Source organism: Amycolatopsis solani (assembly GCF_033441515.1).
Lineage (GTDB): Bacteria > Actinomycetota > Actinomycetes > Mycobacteriales > Pseudonocardiaceae > Amycolatopsis > Amycolatopsis solani.
The window spans coordinates 1-16779 of sequence record NZ_JAWQJT010000001.1 but is presented as its reverse complement, the minus strand read 5'-3'; the positions used below and the strand labels follow the sequence as shown (position 1 = coordinate 16779).

Below are 16779 nucleotides of genomic sequence, written 5' to 3'. Positions count from 1 at the left end.
GTGCGCACGGCTCGAATCGCCTCGGCCCTCCTGATGGGGGTGGCCGTCCTCGGGTATTCGGGGTGGCTGCTGGAGTTCTTCTTCCCGACGGGCGTCTCGCCGGTCCACGACCCGGTCGAGGCGCTGCTGGCCGGACCGCCGGTGTTCCGGGTCCTGCTGGCCGTCTCGGGGGTCGCGTTCCTGCTCGCCGGCCCGCCCCTGCACCGCCTCGGCCCGGTCCAGTGGTCGGCGCGGCTCAGCTCCGTTTCGGTCAGCGTGTTCGGCCTGTTCGTGCTGATCCAGGCGGCCTACCCCGAACGCAGCGACCTGATTTCGTCGCTGCTCAACGTCGTCCTGGTGGTCGGCGTGATCAGCCTGATCCTGTGGTGGCCGCCGGGCTGGCGCGCGCTCGCGGTCGCCGGGCTGCTCGTGGTGATGGTGACCTGGCTGGCCGTCGTGCTTTCGCGGCAGTTCGACGCGTACGAGGGTGTCTTCACGCGGCTCCAGCTGGTGGTGCGGGCCGCGCTGTACGGCGTCGGCGGCGCGTACGCCTTCGTCAAGCCCGCGCCCCGGCACGCGCACCGGTAGCGCGATTCCGGTCCGGAATGTCGGTGCCGGATGGCACTATCCGGAGCAGATGTCCCTGTGCGGAAGGAACGACATGGCGGGAAACGTGCGTCCGGTGGCCGACGAGCGTGACGGGCTGCTGAGCTTCCTGGAACAGCAGCGGTACGTGCTGAAGTTGGCGGCACACGGGTTGACGGACGAGCAGGCGAGAGCGGCGTCGACGAAGAGCTCGCTGTCGGTGGGCGGGCTGATCAAGCACGTCGCGGCCACCGAAGACAGCTGGCTGGACACGATCCTGCAGGTGCCGCAGAAGCCGTTCGCGGAGAGCATCGCCGAGTACCAGTCGGCGCACACCCTGCTCCCGGACGAGACGCTGGCGGGCACGCTGGCCCGCTACGACGAGGTCGCGGCGCGGACGGTGGAGGTCATCGGCGGGATCGAGGACCTGGGCCAGGCGGTGCCGGTGCCGAAGGGCGTGCCGTGGTTCCCGAAGGACGTCGACGCCTGGTCGGTCCGGTGGGTCCTGCTGCACCTGATCCAGGAGACGGCCCGCCACGCGGGGCACGCGGACATCATCCGCGAGCACATCGACGGCGGCACGGCGATGCCCCTGATGGCCGCGGCCGAGGGCTGGCCGGAGTCCCCGTTCATCAAGCCCTGGCAGCCTGCTTGAGACCTTTCAGAACAGGGTGGGCTCGTCGGCCAGTGCGCCTTCGATGACCAGCATCCGGCGTTTCGTCTCGACGCCGCCGCGGGCCGAGAAGCCGCCGTCCTTGCCGCCCGCGGCCAGGACGCGGTGGCACGGCACGATGATCGGGAACGGGTTGTGCCCCATCGCCTGCCCGACGGCCTGCGCCGAACCCGGCTGCCCGAGCCGGTGCGCGATGTCGCCGTAGGTCAGCGTCTTGCCCGGCGGGATGCGACGCGCGATCTCGTACGCCCGGCGGTTGAACTCCGGCACCGCCGAGAAGTCCAGCGGGATCGACGCCAGGTCCGGCCGCGTGCCGTTCAGCAAGGCCACGATCCCGTCCACCGCCGCCTGGACCGCGGCCGGCGGCGTCCCCTCGACCGCGTCCGGGAAGCGCTTGAGCAGCCAGGCGCGGGTGCGCGCCTGGCTGCCTTCGGGCAGGGACGTGCCGACCACGACGTCGTCGCGCCACGCGAGCCCGCAGTCCCCGATCGCCGTGCCGAACACCGTGAAGCCCGTCATGCGGTCAGCCTACGACGGAAGAGGGGTACCGCCGCGGCAATTGATCGCTATGTTCGGTTCGGGCGGATCCGGAGGAGGACGTGTGCGGCGACTGATCTTGGTGACGGCGCTTCTGCTCGGCCTGATCGCCACCCCGGCCGCGGCGGATCCCCTGGTGACGCCGCACGTCGTCGTCACGCACCACACGTGGTGGGCCGAGCAGGTGGTCGAGCACAACGGCGGCACCGTCGTCGCGAGCTACCCGCAGATCGGCGTCGTCGTCGCGTACACGGCGAAGGACGACTTCGCCGCGAAGGTCCGTGCGACGCCCGGCATCGACGCCGTCGGCGCGACGCGCACCGCGAAGATCCCGAAGGAGTTCTTCGCGCCCCGCAAGGACGTCCGCTACACCGGCCCGAACTCGCCGAACTCCGGCCAGGTCCCGCCCGAGGGCACCGCGTGGGACGTCCCGGCGCTGCACCTCCCCGAAGCGCACGCGGTCACCGAAGGCAGCAGGCGCACCGTCGTCGGCGTGCTCGACGTCGGCGTCGACGACACCCACCCCGACCTCGCCGGTGCCTTCGACCGCAAGGACTCCGTGTCCTGCCTGTCCGGCTGGGCCGACCGGAGCGCCGGCGCCTGGCGGCCCACGCTCGACGGCCACGGCACGCACGTCGCCGGCACGATCGCGGCCGCCCGCAACGGGTCCGGCGTCGTCGGGGTCGCCCCCGGCGTCCGGATCGCCGCCGTCAAGCTGGCCGAACTCGACGACACCGAGACGGCCGAGAGCATGGTCTGCGGGTTCGTCTGGGCCGCCGAGCACGGGTTCGCCGTGACCAACAACAGTTACCGCTCGATCCCGTGGCGCTACAACTGCGACGACCAGCCGGACCAGGCCGCGGCGAAGCTCGCCGTCGGCCGCGCGGTCGCCTACGCCCAGCGCCGGAACGTCCTCGTCGTGGCGTCGGCCGGCAACGCCGGGATCGACCTCGACACCCGCTCGATCGACCGCGAGAGCCCGGCCGACAGCACCCCGGTGGAGCGCGCGATCAACCCGACCTGCACGCGGCTGCCGCACGAGCTCCCCGGCGTCGTCGGCACCGGCGCGCTCGACGAGAAGCTCGTCAAGGCGAGCTTCTCGAACTACTCGGCGTCGCGGATCAGCGTCGCCGCGCCCGGCGCGCGCGTCTGGTCGACCTGGCCGAACGGCGAATACCGGTCGGCGAGCGGGACGTCGATGGCCGCACCGCACGCGAGCGGCGTCGCCGCCCTGATCGCGAGCGAACACCCGCGCTGGAGCGCCGAGCGCGTCAAGCAGGCCCTGTACGCCACGGCGACCCCGCTGCCGTGCCCGGACGCCGTCTGCCGCGCGATCCCGGCCGGCACGACCTACTACGGCCACGGGATGGTCGATGCGGCGAGCGCCGTCGGCGCGGGATGATGGCGCGGTGCTCGATCACCTCGTCTACGCCGGCCCCGACCTCGCCGCCGCCGTCGCCCGCGTCGCCCAGCTGACCGGGGTCACCCCGGCACCCGGCGGCAGCCACCCCGGCCTCGGCACCGCCAACCACCTCGCCGACCTCGGCGCGGGGATGTACCTGGAGGTGATCGGCCCGGACCCGGCGCAGCCGGAACCCGAGCTGCCCCGCCCGTTCGGCATCGACGACCTCACCGAGCCCGCGCTGGTCGCGTGGGCGGTCCGCACGACCGACCTCGACGCGACGATCGCCCAGGCCCGCGCCCACGGCTTCGACCCGGGCGACGCGCGCGAGATGTCCCGGTCCACCGCCGACGGCGAGACGCTGCGCTGGCGGCTGACCCCGCCGAGCGCGCCGGGCACGCTCCGCCCGTTCCTGATCGACTGGGGCACCACCCCGCACCCGACGACCCGCGGCCTGCCGTCCCTGCCGCTCCTGATGGTGACGGCCACCCACCCGGACCCGGCGTCGGTCCACACGGCGACGGAGGCGCTGGGCCTGGAGTTCCTGGTCCGCCGCACCGAAAAGGCGACCCTCACGGCGGCCCTCCGGACTCCGGAAGGCCGCCAGGTCGCGCTCAGCTGACAGCGGCCCGATCCCCGCCCTTCCCGATGCCGCGAATGACTCATTCGGGACCAGCGAGGTCCCCAATGAGTCATTCGCGACCTTCTGCCGCCGATCCGACTCCGCCGGAAGCGGTCAGGCCTTGCCCTCGCGCCAGAGGTTGGTCATCGGGAGCCGCCGGTCGCGGCCGAAGGCCTTGAACGTGATCTTCGTGCCCGGCGGGTACTGGCGCCGCTTGTACTCGGCCTTGTCGACCATCCGCACGACCCGGTCGATGGTCTCGGCGTCGAACCCGGCCTCGATCAGGTCGGCGTACCCGCGGTCGCCCTCGACGTAGTCGTCGAGGATGTCGTCGAGCAGCGCGTAGTCCGGCAACGAGTCGGTGTCGACCTGCCCCGGCCGCAGCTCGGCCGACGGTGGTTTCGAAATCGAGTTCTCCGGGATCGGCGGGGTCTCGCCGCGCTTGGCCGCCTCGGCGTTGCGCCAGCGGGCCAGCTGCCACACGTGCGTCTTGAAGACGTCCTTGATCGGCGCGAACGCCCCGACCGCGTCCCCGTAGATCGTCGAGTACCCGACCGCCAGCTCGGTCTTGTTGCCGGTGGCCAGCACCAGGTGACCGTCCTGGTTGGACAGTGCCATCAGCAGCATGCCCCGCGTCCGCGCCTGGATGTTCTCCTCGGCCAGCCCGGTCAGCGAAAGCTGCTCGACGTACACGCGGACCATGTCCTCGACCGGCTCGACGCGGTAGTGCGCCCCGATCCGCCGGGCCAGGTCGGCGGCGTCGTCCTTCGAGTGGCCCGAGGAGTACTTCGACGGCATCGAGACGCCGTAGACGTTGTGGCCGCCCAGCGCGTCCGCCGCCAGCGACGCGCAGACCGCCGAGTCGATGCCGCCGGAGAAGCCGAACGTCACCGACGAGAAGCCGTTCTTGTGCACGTAGTCGCGCAGCCCGACGACCAGCGCGTGCCACACCTCGGCCTCGTCCGACAGCGGCTCGCTGATCACCGGCTCGGCCGTCGGCTCGTACGACGGCAGCGGTTCTTCGCTGAGCACCCGGCGCCGGACGTGCAGGCCTTCGAGCTCGCCGTCGCCGGCGTGCCCGCCCGCGGTGAGGTCCATGTCCAGCACGAGCAGGTGCTCGACGAACTGCGGCGCGCGCGCCACGACCGAGCCGTCCGCGGCGACGACGAGCGAGTCACCGTCGAAGACCAGGTCGTCCTGGCCGCCGACCTGGTTGGTGTAGACCAGCGGCGCGCCCGCTTCGGCGGCGCGGCGGGCGATCAGCGGCAGCCGCTGCTCGTCCTTCGAGCGTTCGTACGGCGACGCGTTCGGCGCCACGACGAGGTCGACACCGGCCCGGCCGAGTGCCGAGATCGGGCCGCCGTCCTGCCAGATGTCCTCGCAGATGACCATGCCGATGTCGAGCCCGTGGAACCGGACGACGTCGAGCGTGGTGCCCGGCTTGAACCAGCGGTGCTCGTCGAACACGCCGTAGTTGGGGAGGTGGTGCTTGAACTGCCGCGCGACGACCTCGCCGCGGTAGAGCGCCGCCGCCGCGTCGCGCGGGCCGGCCTCGTCGACGTCGAGGTAGCCGATGTAGGTCAGCACTTCGCCGCACCCGGCTTCGTCGAGGCGGCGCGCCAGCGACTCGACGCCCTGGCGGGAGGCCTCGGCGAAGGTGCGGCGCAGCGCGAGGTCCTCGACCGGGTAGCCGGTCAGGGACATTTCGGGGAAGACCACCACGTGGGCGCCGGCTTCGGCGGCCCGGCGGGTCCAGTCGACGTGCCGGTCGGCGTTGCCGTCGAGGTCGCCGACGGTGGGGTTGACCTGGGCGAGCGCGATGCGCAGTTGCGGCATGCCGCCATTCTGTCCCACGGCCACCCGGGAGGCCGAGCGAATGTGGGCGAACCGTCCGTGCCCCAGCCGGTCGTGAGTGTTTAGGACGGTTCTAACCGTCCTAAACACTCACGACAGCGTCACTTGCGCTTGATCATGCTCCGGACCTTCTTGATGGTCTGCTCGAAGTCCGAATCGAACGGGTTGTCGTGGACCAGGTACGTCCACGTCGTGTTCGCCCGCCGGACGCCCGCCTCGCCGAGGTCGATGCCCTCGTCGGTCAGCTCGGCCTCTTCGAGGGTCTTCGCCGCCCGCGAGTCGGCCTCGCCGATGATCTTGTGGAACTCCGGGATCGCCGCGCGGTGGAACTCGTCCAGCGGCGTCTCGCGCGCCAACGCCCGCAGGTGGATGCTCTCGCGGACGTCGGTCAGGTACGCCAGGTGGTCCGACCAGAGCTGGTCGATGTGGAACAGCAGCACCTCGCGGCACATCTGCTCCAGCTTCTCCTGGTCGTCGAGCTTCTCCTTCAGCTCGCCGAACTTCTCCGGGTGCGCCTTCTCCATCGCCTCCGCCGCGTACGCGGTGCGAAGCACCTTGTCGCGGTGGGTCAGCAGGTCACGCCGCTGCCGCTCGATCAGCCGCGTGTAGCGCCAGGTGTTGCGGTGGATCTCGAGGTCGACGCCCTCGGCGACGCGCTGGGCGTGGTTGAGCTGCCGCAGCGCCGCGCCGTCGGTGATCTCGCCGGTCTCTTCGTCGTCGACGATGCCCTCGGGCACGTCCGGCGCGTTCGACAGCACGAGCTCGTCGTTCAGGCTCGCGAAGAAGATCGCGCTGCCCGGGTCGCCCTGGCGGCCGGAGCGGCCGCGCAGCTGGCCGTCGAGCCGGCTCGACGGGTACCGCGCGGTGCCGATGACGTGCAGGCCGCCCAGCTCGACGACCTCTTCGCGGGTCGCGCCGTCGGTGCCGCCCAGCCGGATGTCGGTACCGCGGCCCGCCATCTGCGTGGACACGGTGACCGCGCCCTTCTTGCCGGCTTCGGCGATGATCGCGGCCTCTTCGGCGTCGTTGCGCGCGTTGAGCACGACGCACTCGAGGTCGACCTTCGCCAGCTTCTCGGCCAGCTCTTCGGACTCGGCGACGTCCTGGGTGCCGACGAGGATCGGCCGCCCGGTCTCGTGGACCGTCCGGATCTCCTCCTCGATCGCCCGCAGCTTCTGCGACGGCGACGCGAAGACGCGGTCTTCCAGGTCCTCGCGGACGTTCGGGGTGTTCGGCGGGATGACCGCGACCTCGAGCTCGTAGAACTCGCGCAGCTGCTCGGCGACGGCGACCGCGGTCCCGGTCATGCCCGCGACCTCGGGGTAGCGCGCCAGCAGCGCCTGGACGGTGATCGAGTCCAGGATCTCGCCGCGGTCGGTCGCGGTGACCTGCTCCTTCGCCTCGACGGCCGCCTGCAGGCCGTCCGGCCAGCGCTGCAGCTCGGCGACGCGGCCGCGGGCGGCGTTGATGAGCTGCACCTTGCCGTCTCGGACCAGGTAGTCGACGTCGCGGGTGAGCAGCGCGTGCGCGTGCAGCGCGACGTTCACCGCGGGGAGCCGGTCGGACGCCGTCTCGCCGTAGAGGTCGTCGACCTCCAGGCCGAGCGACTTCGCGACGACGGACGCGCCGGCGTCGGTCAGCCAGGCGTTGCGGCCCTCGCTGTCGGTTTCGTAGTGCAGGTTGAGCCGCAGCCGCCGGACGACCTTCGCGACCTCTTCGTCGGCGTCGGTGTGGTCGATCGAGCCGGCCATCACCAACGGGACGCGGGCCTCGTCGACCAGCACCGAGTCCGCCTCGTCGACGATCGCGACCTCGGGTTCGGGCTGGACGAGGTCGTCCACGCTGGTGACCAGGCGGTCGCGCAGCACGTCGAAGCCGATCTCGGCGACGGCGCCGTAGGTGACGTCCTTGGCGTAGGCGACCTTGCGCTCCTCGCGCGAGTGCGCGGGCTCGACCCAGCCGACCGACACGCCGAGCAGGGCGTACACCGGGCCCATCCACTCGGCGTCGCGGCGGGCCAGGTAGTCGTTGACCGTGACGACGTGCGCGCGCTTCCCGCGGATCGCGTAGCCGGCCGCGGCCAGCGCACCGGCGAGCGTCTTGCCCTCACCGGTCTCCATCTGGACGACGTGCTTGCTGAGCAGGCCCATCGTGCCGAGGATCTGGACGTCGAACGCACGCTCGCCGAGCGCGCGCCGGGCGGCCTCGCGACCGAGCGCGCAGATCTCGATCAGGTGGTTGTCGCCGAACGCGGTGTCCTTCAGCTTCTCGCGGAGTTCGCCCGCCCGCTCGGTCAGCTCTTCGTCGGAGAGCTTCTCGAGCTCGGGTTCGAGCTTCTCGACCGCGGGCAGCAGTGCTTCGTAGCGGGTCAGCTCGACGCTGCCCGGCCGCTGGATGATCCGGCGGAGCTTCTTGCCCACCCGGCTGATCAGTGCTGCCACCCCTGGTCTCCCGTTCTCTCTCGCTCGACCGGCCTTCCACCACCCAACGCGACGGTGGTGCGTTCGAGTTCCGCGGCCGGATGGGACGATCCAACCGTGTTCCCTCATCCCAGCGCCAGGTCCGGTCGTCGCCGGATCACCGCAATTGCGACATCCGTGCTGATCGCGGCCTCGCTGGCCGCCTGCACGTCCTCCGGAAAGCCGGCGCCGGTCGCGCCGACGACGGAGTCGCACCCGCCGTCCGGGCCGGTGCCGGCCGGGCTGGAGCGGTTCTACGGCCAGAGCCTGTCCTGGGCCGACTGCGCACCTTACGCGACGTCGGAGGACTCGCGGTCGGCCTTCCAGGCGAAAGACGTCCAGTGCGCGCGGCTGACCGTGCCGCTGGACTACGCGAAGCCGGCGGGGGAGACCATCACGCTGGGCTTGCTCCGGCACAAGGCGTCCGACGAGGGCTCCCGGATCGGGTCGCTCGTGGTCAACCCGGGCGGCCCCGGCGCCTCCGGCATGGTCGCGGCCGCCGGGCTGGTCAAGCCGACGGCGAGCACCGGCCTCGGCAAGCGCTTCGACCTGGTCGGCTTCGACCCGCGCGGCATCGGCGCGAGCCAGCCGGCCATCCACTGCCTGACCGACTCCGAGCGCGACGCCGACCGCGCCGACGACAGCGAGACCGACGGCTCGCCCGCCGGGGTGCTCAAGCAGGAAGCGCAGGAAAAGGACTTCGCCGCGAAGTGCGCCCAGCGCACCGACGACGGCGCCGGGATGCTCGCGAACGTCGGCACCCGGGACGTCGTGAAGGACCTGGACGTCCTCCGCTCGGTCCTCGGCGACGAAAAGTTGACCTATTTGGGCTACTCCTACGGCACCCGGATCGGGTCGGCCTACGCCGAAGCGTTCCCGAAGAACGTCCGCGCGATGATCCTCGACGGCGCCGTCGACCCCGAGCAGGACGCCGTCGAGTCGCTGGTCGCGCAGGGCCAGGGCTTCGGGACGGCGTTCACCGAGTTCGCCAAGTGGTGCACCGCCCAGCAGGACTGCGCGCTCGGCGGGGACGCGGGCGCCGCGGTCACGGCGTTCCAGAACCTGGTCCGCCCGCTGATCGACTTCCCGGTGCCCGTCGGCGACGGCCGCAAGCTCTCCTACGAGGACGCCACCACCGGCGTCATCCAGGCGCTCTACCAGCAGAGCCTCTGGGACACCCTCAACTCCGGCCTCAACGAGCTGAAGCAGCATCGCGGCGCGACGCTGGAGAAGCTGGCGGACATCTACAACGAGCGTGACTCCACCGGCAAGTACGGCACCACGCAGGACGCCTTCACCGCGGTCCGCTGCGTCGACGACCCGCGCGTCACGGACCCGCAGGTCATCCTGAAGGCGCAGGAGGAGTACGTGAAGGTGGCGCCGTTCCTCGACGACGGCCGCCCGGCTTCGGCGGCCCGCGACGCCTGCGCGTTCTGGCCGGTGCCGAACACCTCCGAGCCGCACGTGCCGAACGTCGAGGGCCTGGCGAAGACGCTGGTCATCTCGACGACCAACGACCCGGCGACGCCGTACCAGGCCGGCGTCAACCTCGCGAAGGGCCTGAAGGGCGCGCTGCTGACCTTCGAGGGCACCCAGCACACGGTGTTCCTCCAGGGCGTGAAGTGCGTGGACGAGGCGGGCGTGGACTACCTCGTCGACGGCACGGTGCCGCCGGACGGGACCCGGTGCTCCGGGCAGTAGGCGCCGTCGCGCTGGCGGTGCTGCTGGCGGCGTGCACGAGTGCTCCGGCACCCGTGCCGCTGCCACCACCACCTCCTGACCTGGGGAAGTTCACGTCGCAGCAGCTCACCTGGACCCCGTGCGGGCAGGCGCTGGACTGCGCGCACCTGACCGTTCCGCTGGACTACGCGGCGCCGGACGGCAAGACCGTCACGGTCGGCCTGCTGAGGCACAAGGCGGCGAAGCAGCGGATCGGCTCGCTGGTCGTCAACCCCGGTGGGCCGGGCGGTTCGGGGACGGCGACGGCGGCGGCGCTGGCGAAGACCCCCGCCGCCGCGCCCCTGCTGGACCGGTTCGACCTGGTCGGCTTCGACCCGCGGGGCGTCGGCACCAGCGAGCCGCGGATCACCTGCCGCACCGACGCCGAGCAGGACGCGGACCGCGCGTCGGATATCGAGAGCGACGCGTCGCCCGATGGGGTGAAAAAGCAGCTCGCCGAGACGACCGCGTACGGCGCGAAGTGCGTCGAAGCGACGAAGTACGGCAAAGAGTTCCTCGCCAACGCCGGCACCCGGGACGTCGTCCGCGACCTCGACGTCCTCCGCGCGGTGCTCGGCGACGAGAAGCTCACCTATCTCGGCTATTCGTACGGGACGCAGATCGGCGCGGCCTACGCCGAGGCGTACCCGCGCAACGTCCGCGCGTTGCTGCTCGACGGGGCCGTCGACCCCGCGCAGGGCCTGGTGGACTCGCTGGTCACGCAGGCCGCGGGCTTCCAGGACGCCCTGAACGAGTTCACGAAGTGGTGCACGTGCCCGTTCGCCGGCAGCACGGAAGCGTTCCAGCGGCTCGTGCGCCCGCTGGTCGCGAAGCCCCTCCCGGCGGGGACCCGGAAGCTGTCGTTCGAGGACTCGATCACGGGCACGTTCGGCGGGCTCTACTCCCGCGGCGACTGGCCCGCGTTGAAGGCCGCGCTCGCGCAGGTGGCCCAGGGCAACGGCCGGACGCTGCTGGCCTTCGCCGACGACTACTACCAGCGCGACCCGGAAGGCCACTACAGCGGCGCGATCGACGCGTACTTCGCCGTCCGCTGCGTCGACCACACCCGCGTGACCGACCGGGCCGAGATCGACCGCGCGCACGGGGAGATGCTGGCCGGCGCGCCCTTCCTGGCCGGCGGCACGCCGGACACGAGCGAACTCGACATCTGCTCGACCTGGCCGGTCCCGCCGACGTCGGCCGAACACACGCCGCGCGCCCCCGGCCTGCCGAAACCCCTGGTCGTGTCGACCACGCACGACCCGGCCACGCCGTACCGGCAGGGCGTCGACCTCGCCAGGGACCTCGACGGCGTCCTGCTCACCCACGAAGGCGTCCAGCACACGGTGTTCCTGCAGGGCAACGTGTGCGTGGACCGCGCGGGCATCGCGTACCTGATCGGCGGCACCGCCGCGACCACCCGCTGCTAGCCGAGGTCGACCGGCTCGTTCTGCCTGGTCAGCGACAGTTCGATCATCACGGGGCTGAGGTGGTCCCCGGCCGGCGGGATCTGCGCCCACAGGCGGGTGAACCGCCGCGGCCCGTCGACCGAAACCCATACCTTGACGACGACGTCCTCGGTGACCTGCGGCAGCACGCCGTGCGCGACGGCCGCGGGCACCTTGCCGCCGACGCGCAGGGCCGCGGCGCCGTCGACGTTCTCCTTGCCCTCGGTCTTGGCGTCGGTCACGCCGTCGAGGAGCCGCTTCAGCCCGGCGGACGGGCCGAGGAACGCGCCCACGGTGTACATCTCCGGCAGGGGCCCGACCTCGGGCTCCGTCGTGACGTCGTCCTTGCGGACGGTGAACCGCAACTTCGTGTGCCCGTCCCCGTCCTGGACGTCGGCCGTGCCGGTCGCCCCGCCGCCTTCGTCGAGGGTCGCGTCGCCCTCGATCTGCCGGAGCGGGAAGCCGGGGAGCACGCCGTTGACGCCGGCCGCGAAGTGCACGCTGCGGACCGCGGCGAACGACGTCGCGGCGTCGCGGACCAGGTCGGCGCCCGCGGGGAAGGGCCCTCGCGTGTCCGGTGATCCGGTACAGCCGGCGGTCAGCAGGAGCACGAGCAGAAGGGCGGCGCGGGGCATGCCGAGAGGGTAGCCGTGGCCCGATCCTTGCGGATGATGTCCTCCCGGCCACTTTCGACGTCACGCGCGCGCGGAGAGACTGCCTAGGTGACTGTTGAGACCCGTCCCGCCCCGAAGCTGCACCGCGCCTGGCCGATCGCCGGTGCCGCCTTCGTCGCGCTGCTGGCTTCCGCCGGCTTCCGCGCCGCCCCCGGCGTCCTCATCGACCCGCTGCACCAGGAGTTCGGCTGGTCGACGGCGACGATCAGCTCGGCCGTCTCGGTCAACCTGGTGCTCTTCGGCCTCTTCGCGCCCTTCGCGGCCGCGTTGATGGAACGCTTCGGCATCCGCCGCGTGTCGGCGACGGCGTTGTTCGTCATCGCCCTCGGCGCGGGCGGCACGGTGTTCATGACCGCGAGCTGGCAGCTCATCCTGTGCTGGGGCGTCCTGGTCGGCCTGGGCACCGGCTCGATGGCGATGGGCTTCGCGGCGATGGTCGCCGCCCGCTGGTTCGTCCGCAGCCGCGGCGTCGTGACGGGCGTCCTGACCGCGGCGGGCGCCACCGGCCAGCTGATCTTCCTCCCGCTCATCGCGAACCTCGCGGTGACCTCGGGCTGGCGGACGGCGTCACTGGTCATCGCGATCGCGGCGCTCGCCGTCGTCCCGGTGGTCCTGCTGGTCATCCGCGACCACCCGGCCGACATCGGCACCACGGCGTACGGCGCGCCGTCCGACGCGGAGGTCACCCGCCCGGCCCCGACGACCGGCTCGGTCCGCCGGGCGCTCTCGGTGCTGCGCCAAGCCGCCCGCACCCGTACGTTCTGGCTGCTCGCCGCCGGTTTCGCGATCTGCGGAGCGACGACGAACGGCCTGGTCGGCACCCACTTCGTCCCGGCGGCCCACGACCACGGCATGCCCCAGACGACCGCGGCGGGCCTGCTGGCCCTGGTCGGCGTCTTCGACGTCGTCGGCACCATCTTTTCGGGCTGGCTCACCGACCGCGTCGACCCGCGGCTCCTGCTCGGCGTGTACTACGCGCTGCGCGGGCTGTCGCTGGCCCTGCTGCCGCAGCTGTTCACGGACTCGGTCCAGCCGAGCATGTGGGCGTTCATCCTGTTCTACGGCCTCGACTGGGTGGCCACGGTTCCCCCGACGGTGGCGCTCTGCGTCCGCGCCTTCGGCGACGCGGGCCCGATCGTGTTCGGCTGGGTCTTCGCGAGCCACCAGCTGGGCGCGGCGTTCGCGGCCTCGGCGGCCGGCCTGGTCCGCGACCAGCTGGGCAACTACAACGTGGCCTGGTACTCGGCGGCGGTCCTGGCGGTGCTGGCGTCGGCGGCGTCACTGGCCATCACCCGCGCGAAGAAGCCCGTTCCGGTGCTCGCGAGCTGACTTCGTCACCCTCGGCGCGTCGTGAAACATCCCGTTAACACGCTGTCGTTAGGGTGCGGCCATGGATCGCCAGCAGGAATTCGTGCTCCGCACGCTCGAGGAGCGCGACATCCGTTTCGTCCGTCTCTGGTTCACCGATGTGCTGGGGTTCCTCAAGTCCGTCGCGGTCGCGCCCGCCGAGCTCGAGGGCGCTTTCACCGAGGGAATCGGGTTCGACGGCTCCGCCATCGAGGGCTTCGCGCGCGTCTACGAATCGGACATGGTCGCCAAACCGGACCCGGCCACCTTCCAGGTCCTGCCGTGGGAGACCCCGGACGGCGGCCCGTACTCGGCGCGCATGTTCTGCGACATCGCGATGCCGGACGGCTCGCCGTCGTGGGCCGACCCGCGGCACGTCCTCCGGCGTCAGCTGTCGAAGGCCGCCGAAGCGGGCTTCACCTGCTACGTGCACCCCGAGATCGAGTTCTTCCTCCTCGCCAACCTGCCCGACGACGGCAGCGAGCCGGAGCCCGCCGACAACGGCGGCTACTTCGACCAGGCCAGCCACGCGACGGCGACGCACTTCCGGCGGCACGCCATCGAGACCCTCGAGGCGATGGGCATCTCGGTCGAGTTCAGCCACCACGAAGGGGCACCGGGCCAGCAGGAAATCGACCTCCGTTACGCCGATGCGCTGACGATGGCCGACAACGTGATGACGTTCCGCTACGTCGTCAAGGAGGTCGCGCTGACCCAGGGCGTGCGCGCGACGTTCATGCCGAAGCCGTTCACGGACCAGCCCGGCTCGGGCATGCACACCCACATCAGCCTGTTCGAAGGCGATCGCAACGCCTTCTACGACGCCGAGGACCCGCACGAGCTGTCGGACACCGGCAAGGCGTTCGTCGCGGGCCTGCTGCACCACGCCAAGGAGATCTCCGCGGTCACCAACCAGTGGGTGAACTCCTACAAACGCCTGATCAGCGGCAGTGAAGCGCCGACGACGGTTTCGTGGGGCCGGGCGAACCGCTCCGCGCTCGTCCGCGTCCCGATGTATTCACCCGGAAAGGCGTCATCCCGGCGGGTGGAGATCCGTACGCTGGACTCGGCGTGCAACCCGTACCTGGCGTACTCGGTCATCCTGGCCGCCGGGCTGAAGGGGATCGAGAAGGGCTACGAGCTGCCGCCGCCGGCCGAGGACAACATCTGGCAGCTGAGCGACTCCGAGCGGCGCGCCGCCGGGTACTCGCAGCTGCCGCAGAACCTGGGGGAGGCGCTGGCGGAGATGGAGAAGTCCGAACTCCTGCCGGAAGCGCTCGGCGAGCACGTCTACGACTTCTTCCTCCGGAACAAGCGCGTGGAGTGGGACAACTACCGCAGCGCGGTCACCCCGTACGAACTCCGAACGCTCCTCCCGGTGCTCTGATGGGGCGGCGGCCGGTGTTCCTCGCGATCCTGGCCGCCGCACTCGTGCTTGTCACGGGCACACCCGCGACAGCGGCGCCCGCCCGCTTCGACCTCGACTCGGCCGACATCCCGGCACTGCAGGCGCGGATGGCGTCCGGCCGGCTCACCGCGGTGGGCCTGACCGGCAGTTACCTCGACCGGATCCACCGGATCGACGGCAGGGTCAACGCGGTCCTCGCGCTCAACCCGGCGGCCCTGAGCCAGGCCGCGGCGAGTGACGCCCGGCGTCGCGCGCACCGCCTGCGCGGCCCCCTCGACGGCATCCCGGTGCTGGTCAAGGACAACGTCGACACCCGCGACCAGTGGACGACGGCGGGCTCGCGGGCCCTGCGCAGCCTCCCGGCGAAGGACGCCACGCTGATCACCCGGTTGCGGGACGCCGGAGCGGTGATCCTCGGCAAGGCGAACCTGTCCGAATGGGCGAACTTCCGCGCCGCGAAACCGACGTCGGGCTGGTCGGGCGTGGGTGGTCAGACGAACAACCCGTACGTGCTGGACCGCAACCCGTGCGGGTCGTCCGCCGGGTCCGCGGCCGGCGTCGCCGCGTCGCTGGCCCAGGTCGCGATCGGCTCGGAGACCGACGGCTCGATCGTGTGCCCGGCCGGGATGACCGCGACGGTCGGTCACAAACCCAGCCTCGGCCTGGTCAGCCGCACCGGCGTGGTGCCGATCTCCGCCGAGCAGGACACCGCCGGGCCGATCGCCCGCAACGTCGTCGACGTCGCGCTGACGCTGTCGGTCCTGCAGGGGCGGGACCCCGCGGATCCCGCGACGGCGCAGTACCCGAAGTCGCAGCCGACGGACTACGCGAAGCTGCTGAAGCCGGGCGTCCTGCGCGGCGCGCGGATCGGCCTCTGGCGGCTGCCGGTGCTCGGCCGCGAGACCGACGCGGTCATGACGTCCGCCCGGAATTCCCTGGTCAAGGCAGGTGCGACGGTCGTCGAAGTGACTCCGCCGTACCAGGCCCGGCTCGGCGAACTGGAGTTCCCGGCGCTGCTCACGGAGTTCCACCGGGACATCGACAAGTACCTGGCCACCCGTCCGCGCGGGCCGCGGAACCTGGCCGAGCTGATCGCCTACAACCGGGCGGACCCGCTGGAGCGGACGTGCTTCGCCGGGCAGGAGCTGTTCGAGCAGGCGCTGGCCGCGCCGCCGCCGACCGACCCGGGCTACCTCGCCGGCCGGGCGGAGCTCTCGGATCTTGCCCGCCGCTCCCTCGACGAGACGCTGGCGAAGTACCGCCTGGACGCGATCGCGTCGCCGACGAACCCGCCGGCGTGGCCGACCGACTGCGCGGTGGGCGACAACGACGTGATCCCGTCGTCGACCCCGGCCGCGGTGGCGGGCTACCCGGACGTGACCGTGCCCGCGGGGTTTGCCGGCGCCCTCCCGGTGGGTATCTCATTCATGGGTGCCCGGTGGTCGGACGCCCGGATGCTCGGTCTCGCGGCCGACTTCGAACGGGCCGCGCCGGCGCGGGTCCCGCCGCGCTACCTGCCGACGTCGCCGTCGTAGGCGGGCGGACACGCTCTGACCTGCGGCAATGGCGTTAAGTGACCCCCCTGTTTTGGGGCGGTTCCAGGGCATGTAATCTTCTCTTCGTCGCCAGGAACACCGGGTCACACCGGGGCCGCAAGCCCCGGAGACCAGGCCGGGACGAGCGGGTTGACACCGCGGATCGGACCGGGTAATGTTCAGCGTCGGCCCACGAGCGGCCGCCGATTCCCTACGACTAACATCGTGGGATGAGGCATGCTCGACCAAAAGCTTGTGAATATCGCTTGGAACAACTGCCGAGGATATAGCCGCTGATAAGGCGGTGAATCCAGAGTGTGTTGCTTGAGAACTCAACAGTGTGCTAGTGAACTAAGCCAGTAGAGCTTATATATGAAACCTCGTATGAGGTTCCTTTGAGAGCAAGTAACATTTGCCTCGATTAAACTATTCATTGTTGGAGAGTTTGATCCTGGCTCAGGACGAACGCTGGCGGCGTGCTTAACACATGCAAGTCGAACGCTGAACCACCTTCGGGTGGGGATGAGTGGCGAACGG

Annotated in this window: 13 protein-coding genes and 1 rRNA gene; 10 read left to right on the top strand and 4 right to left on the bottom strand. The window is 71.3% G+C overall.

The annotated features are described in order from the left end of the window. The gene (locus SD460_RS00070; protein WP_290057851.1) at nucleotides 1–567 is read left to right on the top strand and encodes a hypothetical protein; all 567 of its coding nucleotides are present in this window, start codon (nucleotides 1–3) and stop codon (nucleotides 565–567) included. 73 nt (nucleotides 568–640) lie between these two features. Next, nucleotides 641–1219 (top strand): DinB family protein, encoded by a 579-nt coding sequence (locus tag SD460_RS00065; RefSeq protein ID WP_290057852.1) that lies wholly within the window; start codon nucleotides 641–643, stop codon nucleotides 1217–1219. Nucleotides 1220–1225: 6 nt separating this feature from the next. Here the strand turns inward: SD460_RS00065 and SD460_RS00060 are convergent, their stop codons facing one another. Beyond that, entirely contained in the window at nucleotides 1226–1756 is a 531-nt protein-coding gene (locus tag SD460_RS00060; protein WP_290057853.1) for a methylated-DNA--[protein]-cysteine S-methyltransferase, read from the bottom strand. 82 nt (nucleotides 1757–1838) lie between these two features. Here SD460_RS00060 and SD460_RS00055 point away from each other — a divergent pair, with 82 nt between their 5' ends. Both SD460_RS00055 and SD460_RS00050 read left to right on the top strand, forming a co-directional pair. Continuing rightward, nucleotides 1839–3176 carry a S8 family peptidase gene (locus tag SD460_RS00055; RefSeq protein WP_318305714.1) on the top strand — a complete coding sequence of 446 codons (1338 nt, stop codon included), beginning with the start codon at nucleotides 1839–1841 and terminating at the stop codon, nucleotides 3174–3176. A gap of 7 nt (nucleotides 3177–3183) precedes the next feature. Beyond that, nucleotides 3184–3798: a VOC family protein gene (locus SD460_RS00050; protein WP_290057856.1), complete on the top strand. Its 615-nt coding sequence runs from the start codon at nucleotides 3184–3186 to the stop codon at nucleotides 3796–3798. Between the two features lie 114 nt (nucleotides 3799–3912). Here SD460_RS00050 and SD460_RS00045 read toward each other — a convergent pair whose 3' ends face one another. Both SD460_RS00045 and secA2 read right to left on the bottom strand, forming a co-directional pair. Continuing rightward, the gene (locus SD460_RS00045) at nucleotides 3913–5634 is read right to left on the bottom strand and encodes an NAD+ synthase (RefSeq protein ID WP_290057857.1); all 1722 of its coding nucleotides are present in this window, start codon (nucleotides 5632–5634) and stop codon (nucleotides 3913–3915) included. Nucleotides 5635–5753: 119 nt separating this feature from the next. Next, nucleotides 5754–8093 (bottom strand): accessory Sec system translocase SecA2, encoded by a 2340-nt coding sequence (gene secA2 / locus SD460_RS00040; RefSeq protein ID WP_290057858.1) that lies wholly within the window; start codon nucleotides 8091–8093, stop codon nucleotides 5754–5756. A 156-nt stretch (nucleotides 8094–8249) separates the two neighbouring features. Between secA2 and SD460_RS00035 the strand changes: the two genes are divergently transcribed. Beyond that, nucleotides 8250–9812, top strand: coding sequence for an alpha/beta hydrolase (locus SD460_RS00035; RefSeq protein WP_290057859.1), 1563 nt, complete (start codon nucleotides 8250–8252; stop codon nucleotides 9810–9812). Further along, nucleotides 9797–11260, top strand: a complete 1464-nt coding sequence (locus SD460_RS00030) for an alpha/beta hydrolase (protein WP_290057860.1) — start codon at nucleotides 9797–9799, stop codon at nucleotides 11258–11260. The genes SD460_RS00035 and SD460_RS00030 overlap by 16 nt, the downstream gene beginning before the upstream one ends. On the opposite strand, the gene SD460_RS00025 is transcribed toward SD460_RS00030, so the two are convergent. Continuing rightward, nucleotides 11257–11913 (bottom strand): LppX_LprAFG lipoprotein, encoded by a 657-nt coding sequence (locus SD460_RS00025; protein ID WP_290057861.1) that lies wholly within the window; start codon nucleotides 11911–11913, stop codon nucleotides 11257–11259. The two genes, SD460_RS00030 and SD460_RS00025, sit on opposite strands and share 4 nt — an antisense overlap. 87 nt (nucleotides 11914–12000) lie before the next feature. Between SD460_RS00025 and SD460_RS00020 the strand changes: the two genes are divergently transcribed. From SD460_RS00020 to SD460_RS00005, 4 genes are all read left to right on the top strand, one after another. Then, entirely contained in the window at nucleotides 12001–13281 is a 1281-nt protein-coding gene (locus tag SD460_RS00020; RefSeq protein ID WP_290057862.1) for an MFS transporter, read from the top strand. 61 nt (nucleotides 13282–13342) lie between these two features. Further along, nucleotides 13343–14686, top strand: a complete 1344-nt coding sequence (gene glnA, locus SD460_RS00015) for a type I glutamate--ammonia ligase (protein ID WP_290057863.1) — start codon at nucleotides 13343–13345, stop codon at nucleotides 14684–14686. Beyond that, nucleotides 14686–16242 (top strand): amidase, encoded by a 1557-nt coding sequence (locus tag SD460_RS00010; RefSeq protein ID WP_290057864.1) that lies wholly within the window; start codon nucleotides 14686–14688, stop codon nucleotides 16240–16242. The genes glnA and SD460_RS00010 overlap by 1 nt, the downstream gene beginning before the upstream one ends. A gap of 433 nt (nucleotides 16243–16675) precedes the next feature. Then, nucleotides 16676–16779, top strand: a 16S ribosomal RNA gene (locus tag SD460_RS00005); the annotation flags it as partial.

Coding starts and splice junctions, on each gene's coding strand:
- glnA (WP_290057863.1), top strand. CDS start 13,343: ATGGATCGCCAGCAGGAATTCGTGCTCCGCACGCTCGAGGAGCGCGAC.
- SD460_RS00065 (WP_290057852.1), top strand. CDS start 641: ATGGCGGGAAACGTGCGTCCGGTGGCCGACGAGCGTGACGGGCTGCTG.
- SD460_RS00010 (WP_290057864.1), top strand. CDS start 14,686: ATGGGGCGGCGGCCGGTGTTCCTCGCGATCCTGGCCGCCGCACTCGTG.
- SD460_RS00025 (WP_290057861.1), bottom strand. CDS start 11,913: ATGCCCCGCGCCGCCCTTCTGCTCGTGCTCCTGCTGACCGCCGGCTGT.
- SD460_RS00045 (WP_290057857.1), bottom strand. CDS start 5,634: ATGCCGCAACTGCGCATCGCGCTCGCCCAGGTCAACCCCACCGTCGGC.
- SD460_RS00060 (WP_290057853.1), bottom strand. CDS start 1,756: ATGACGGGCTTCACGGTGTTCGGCACGGCGATCGGGGACTGCGGGCTC.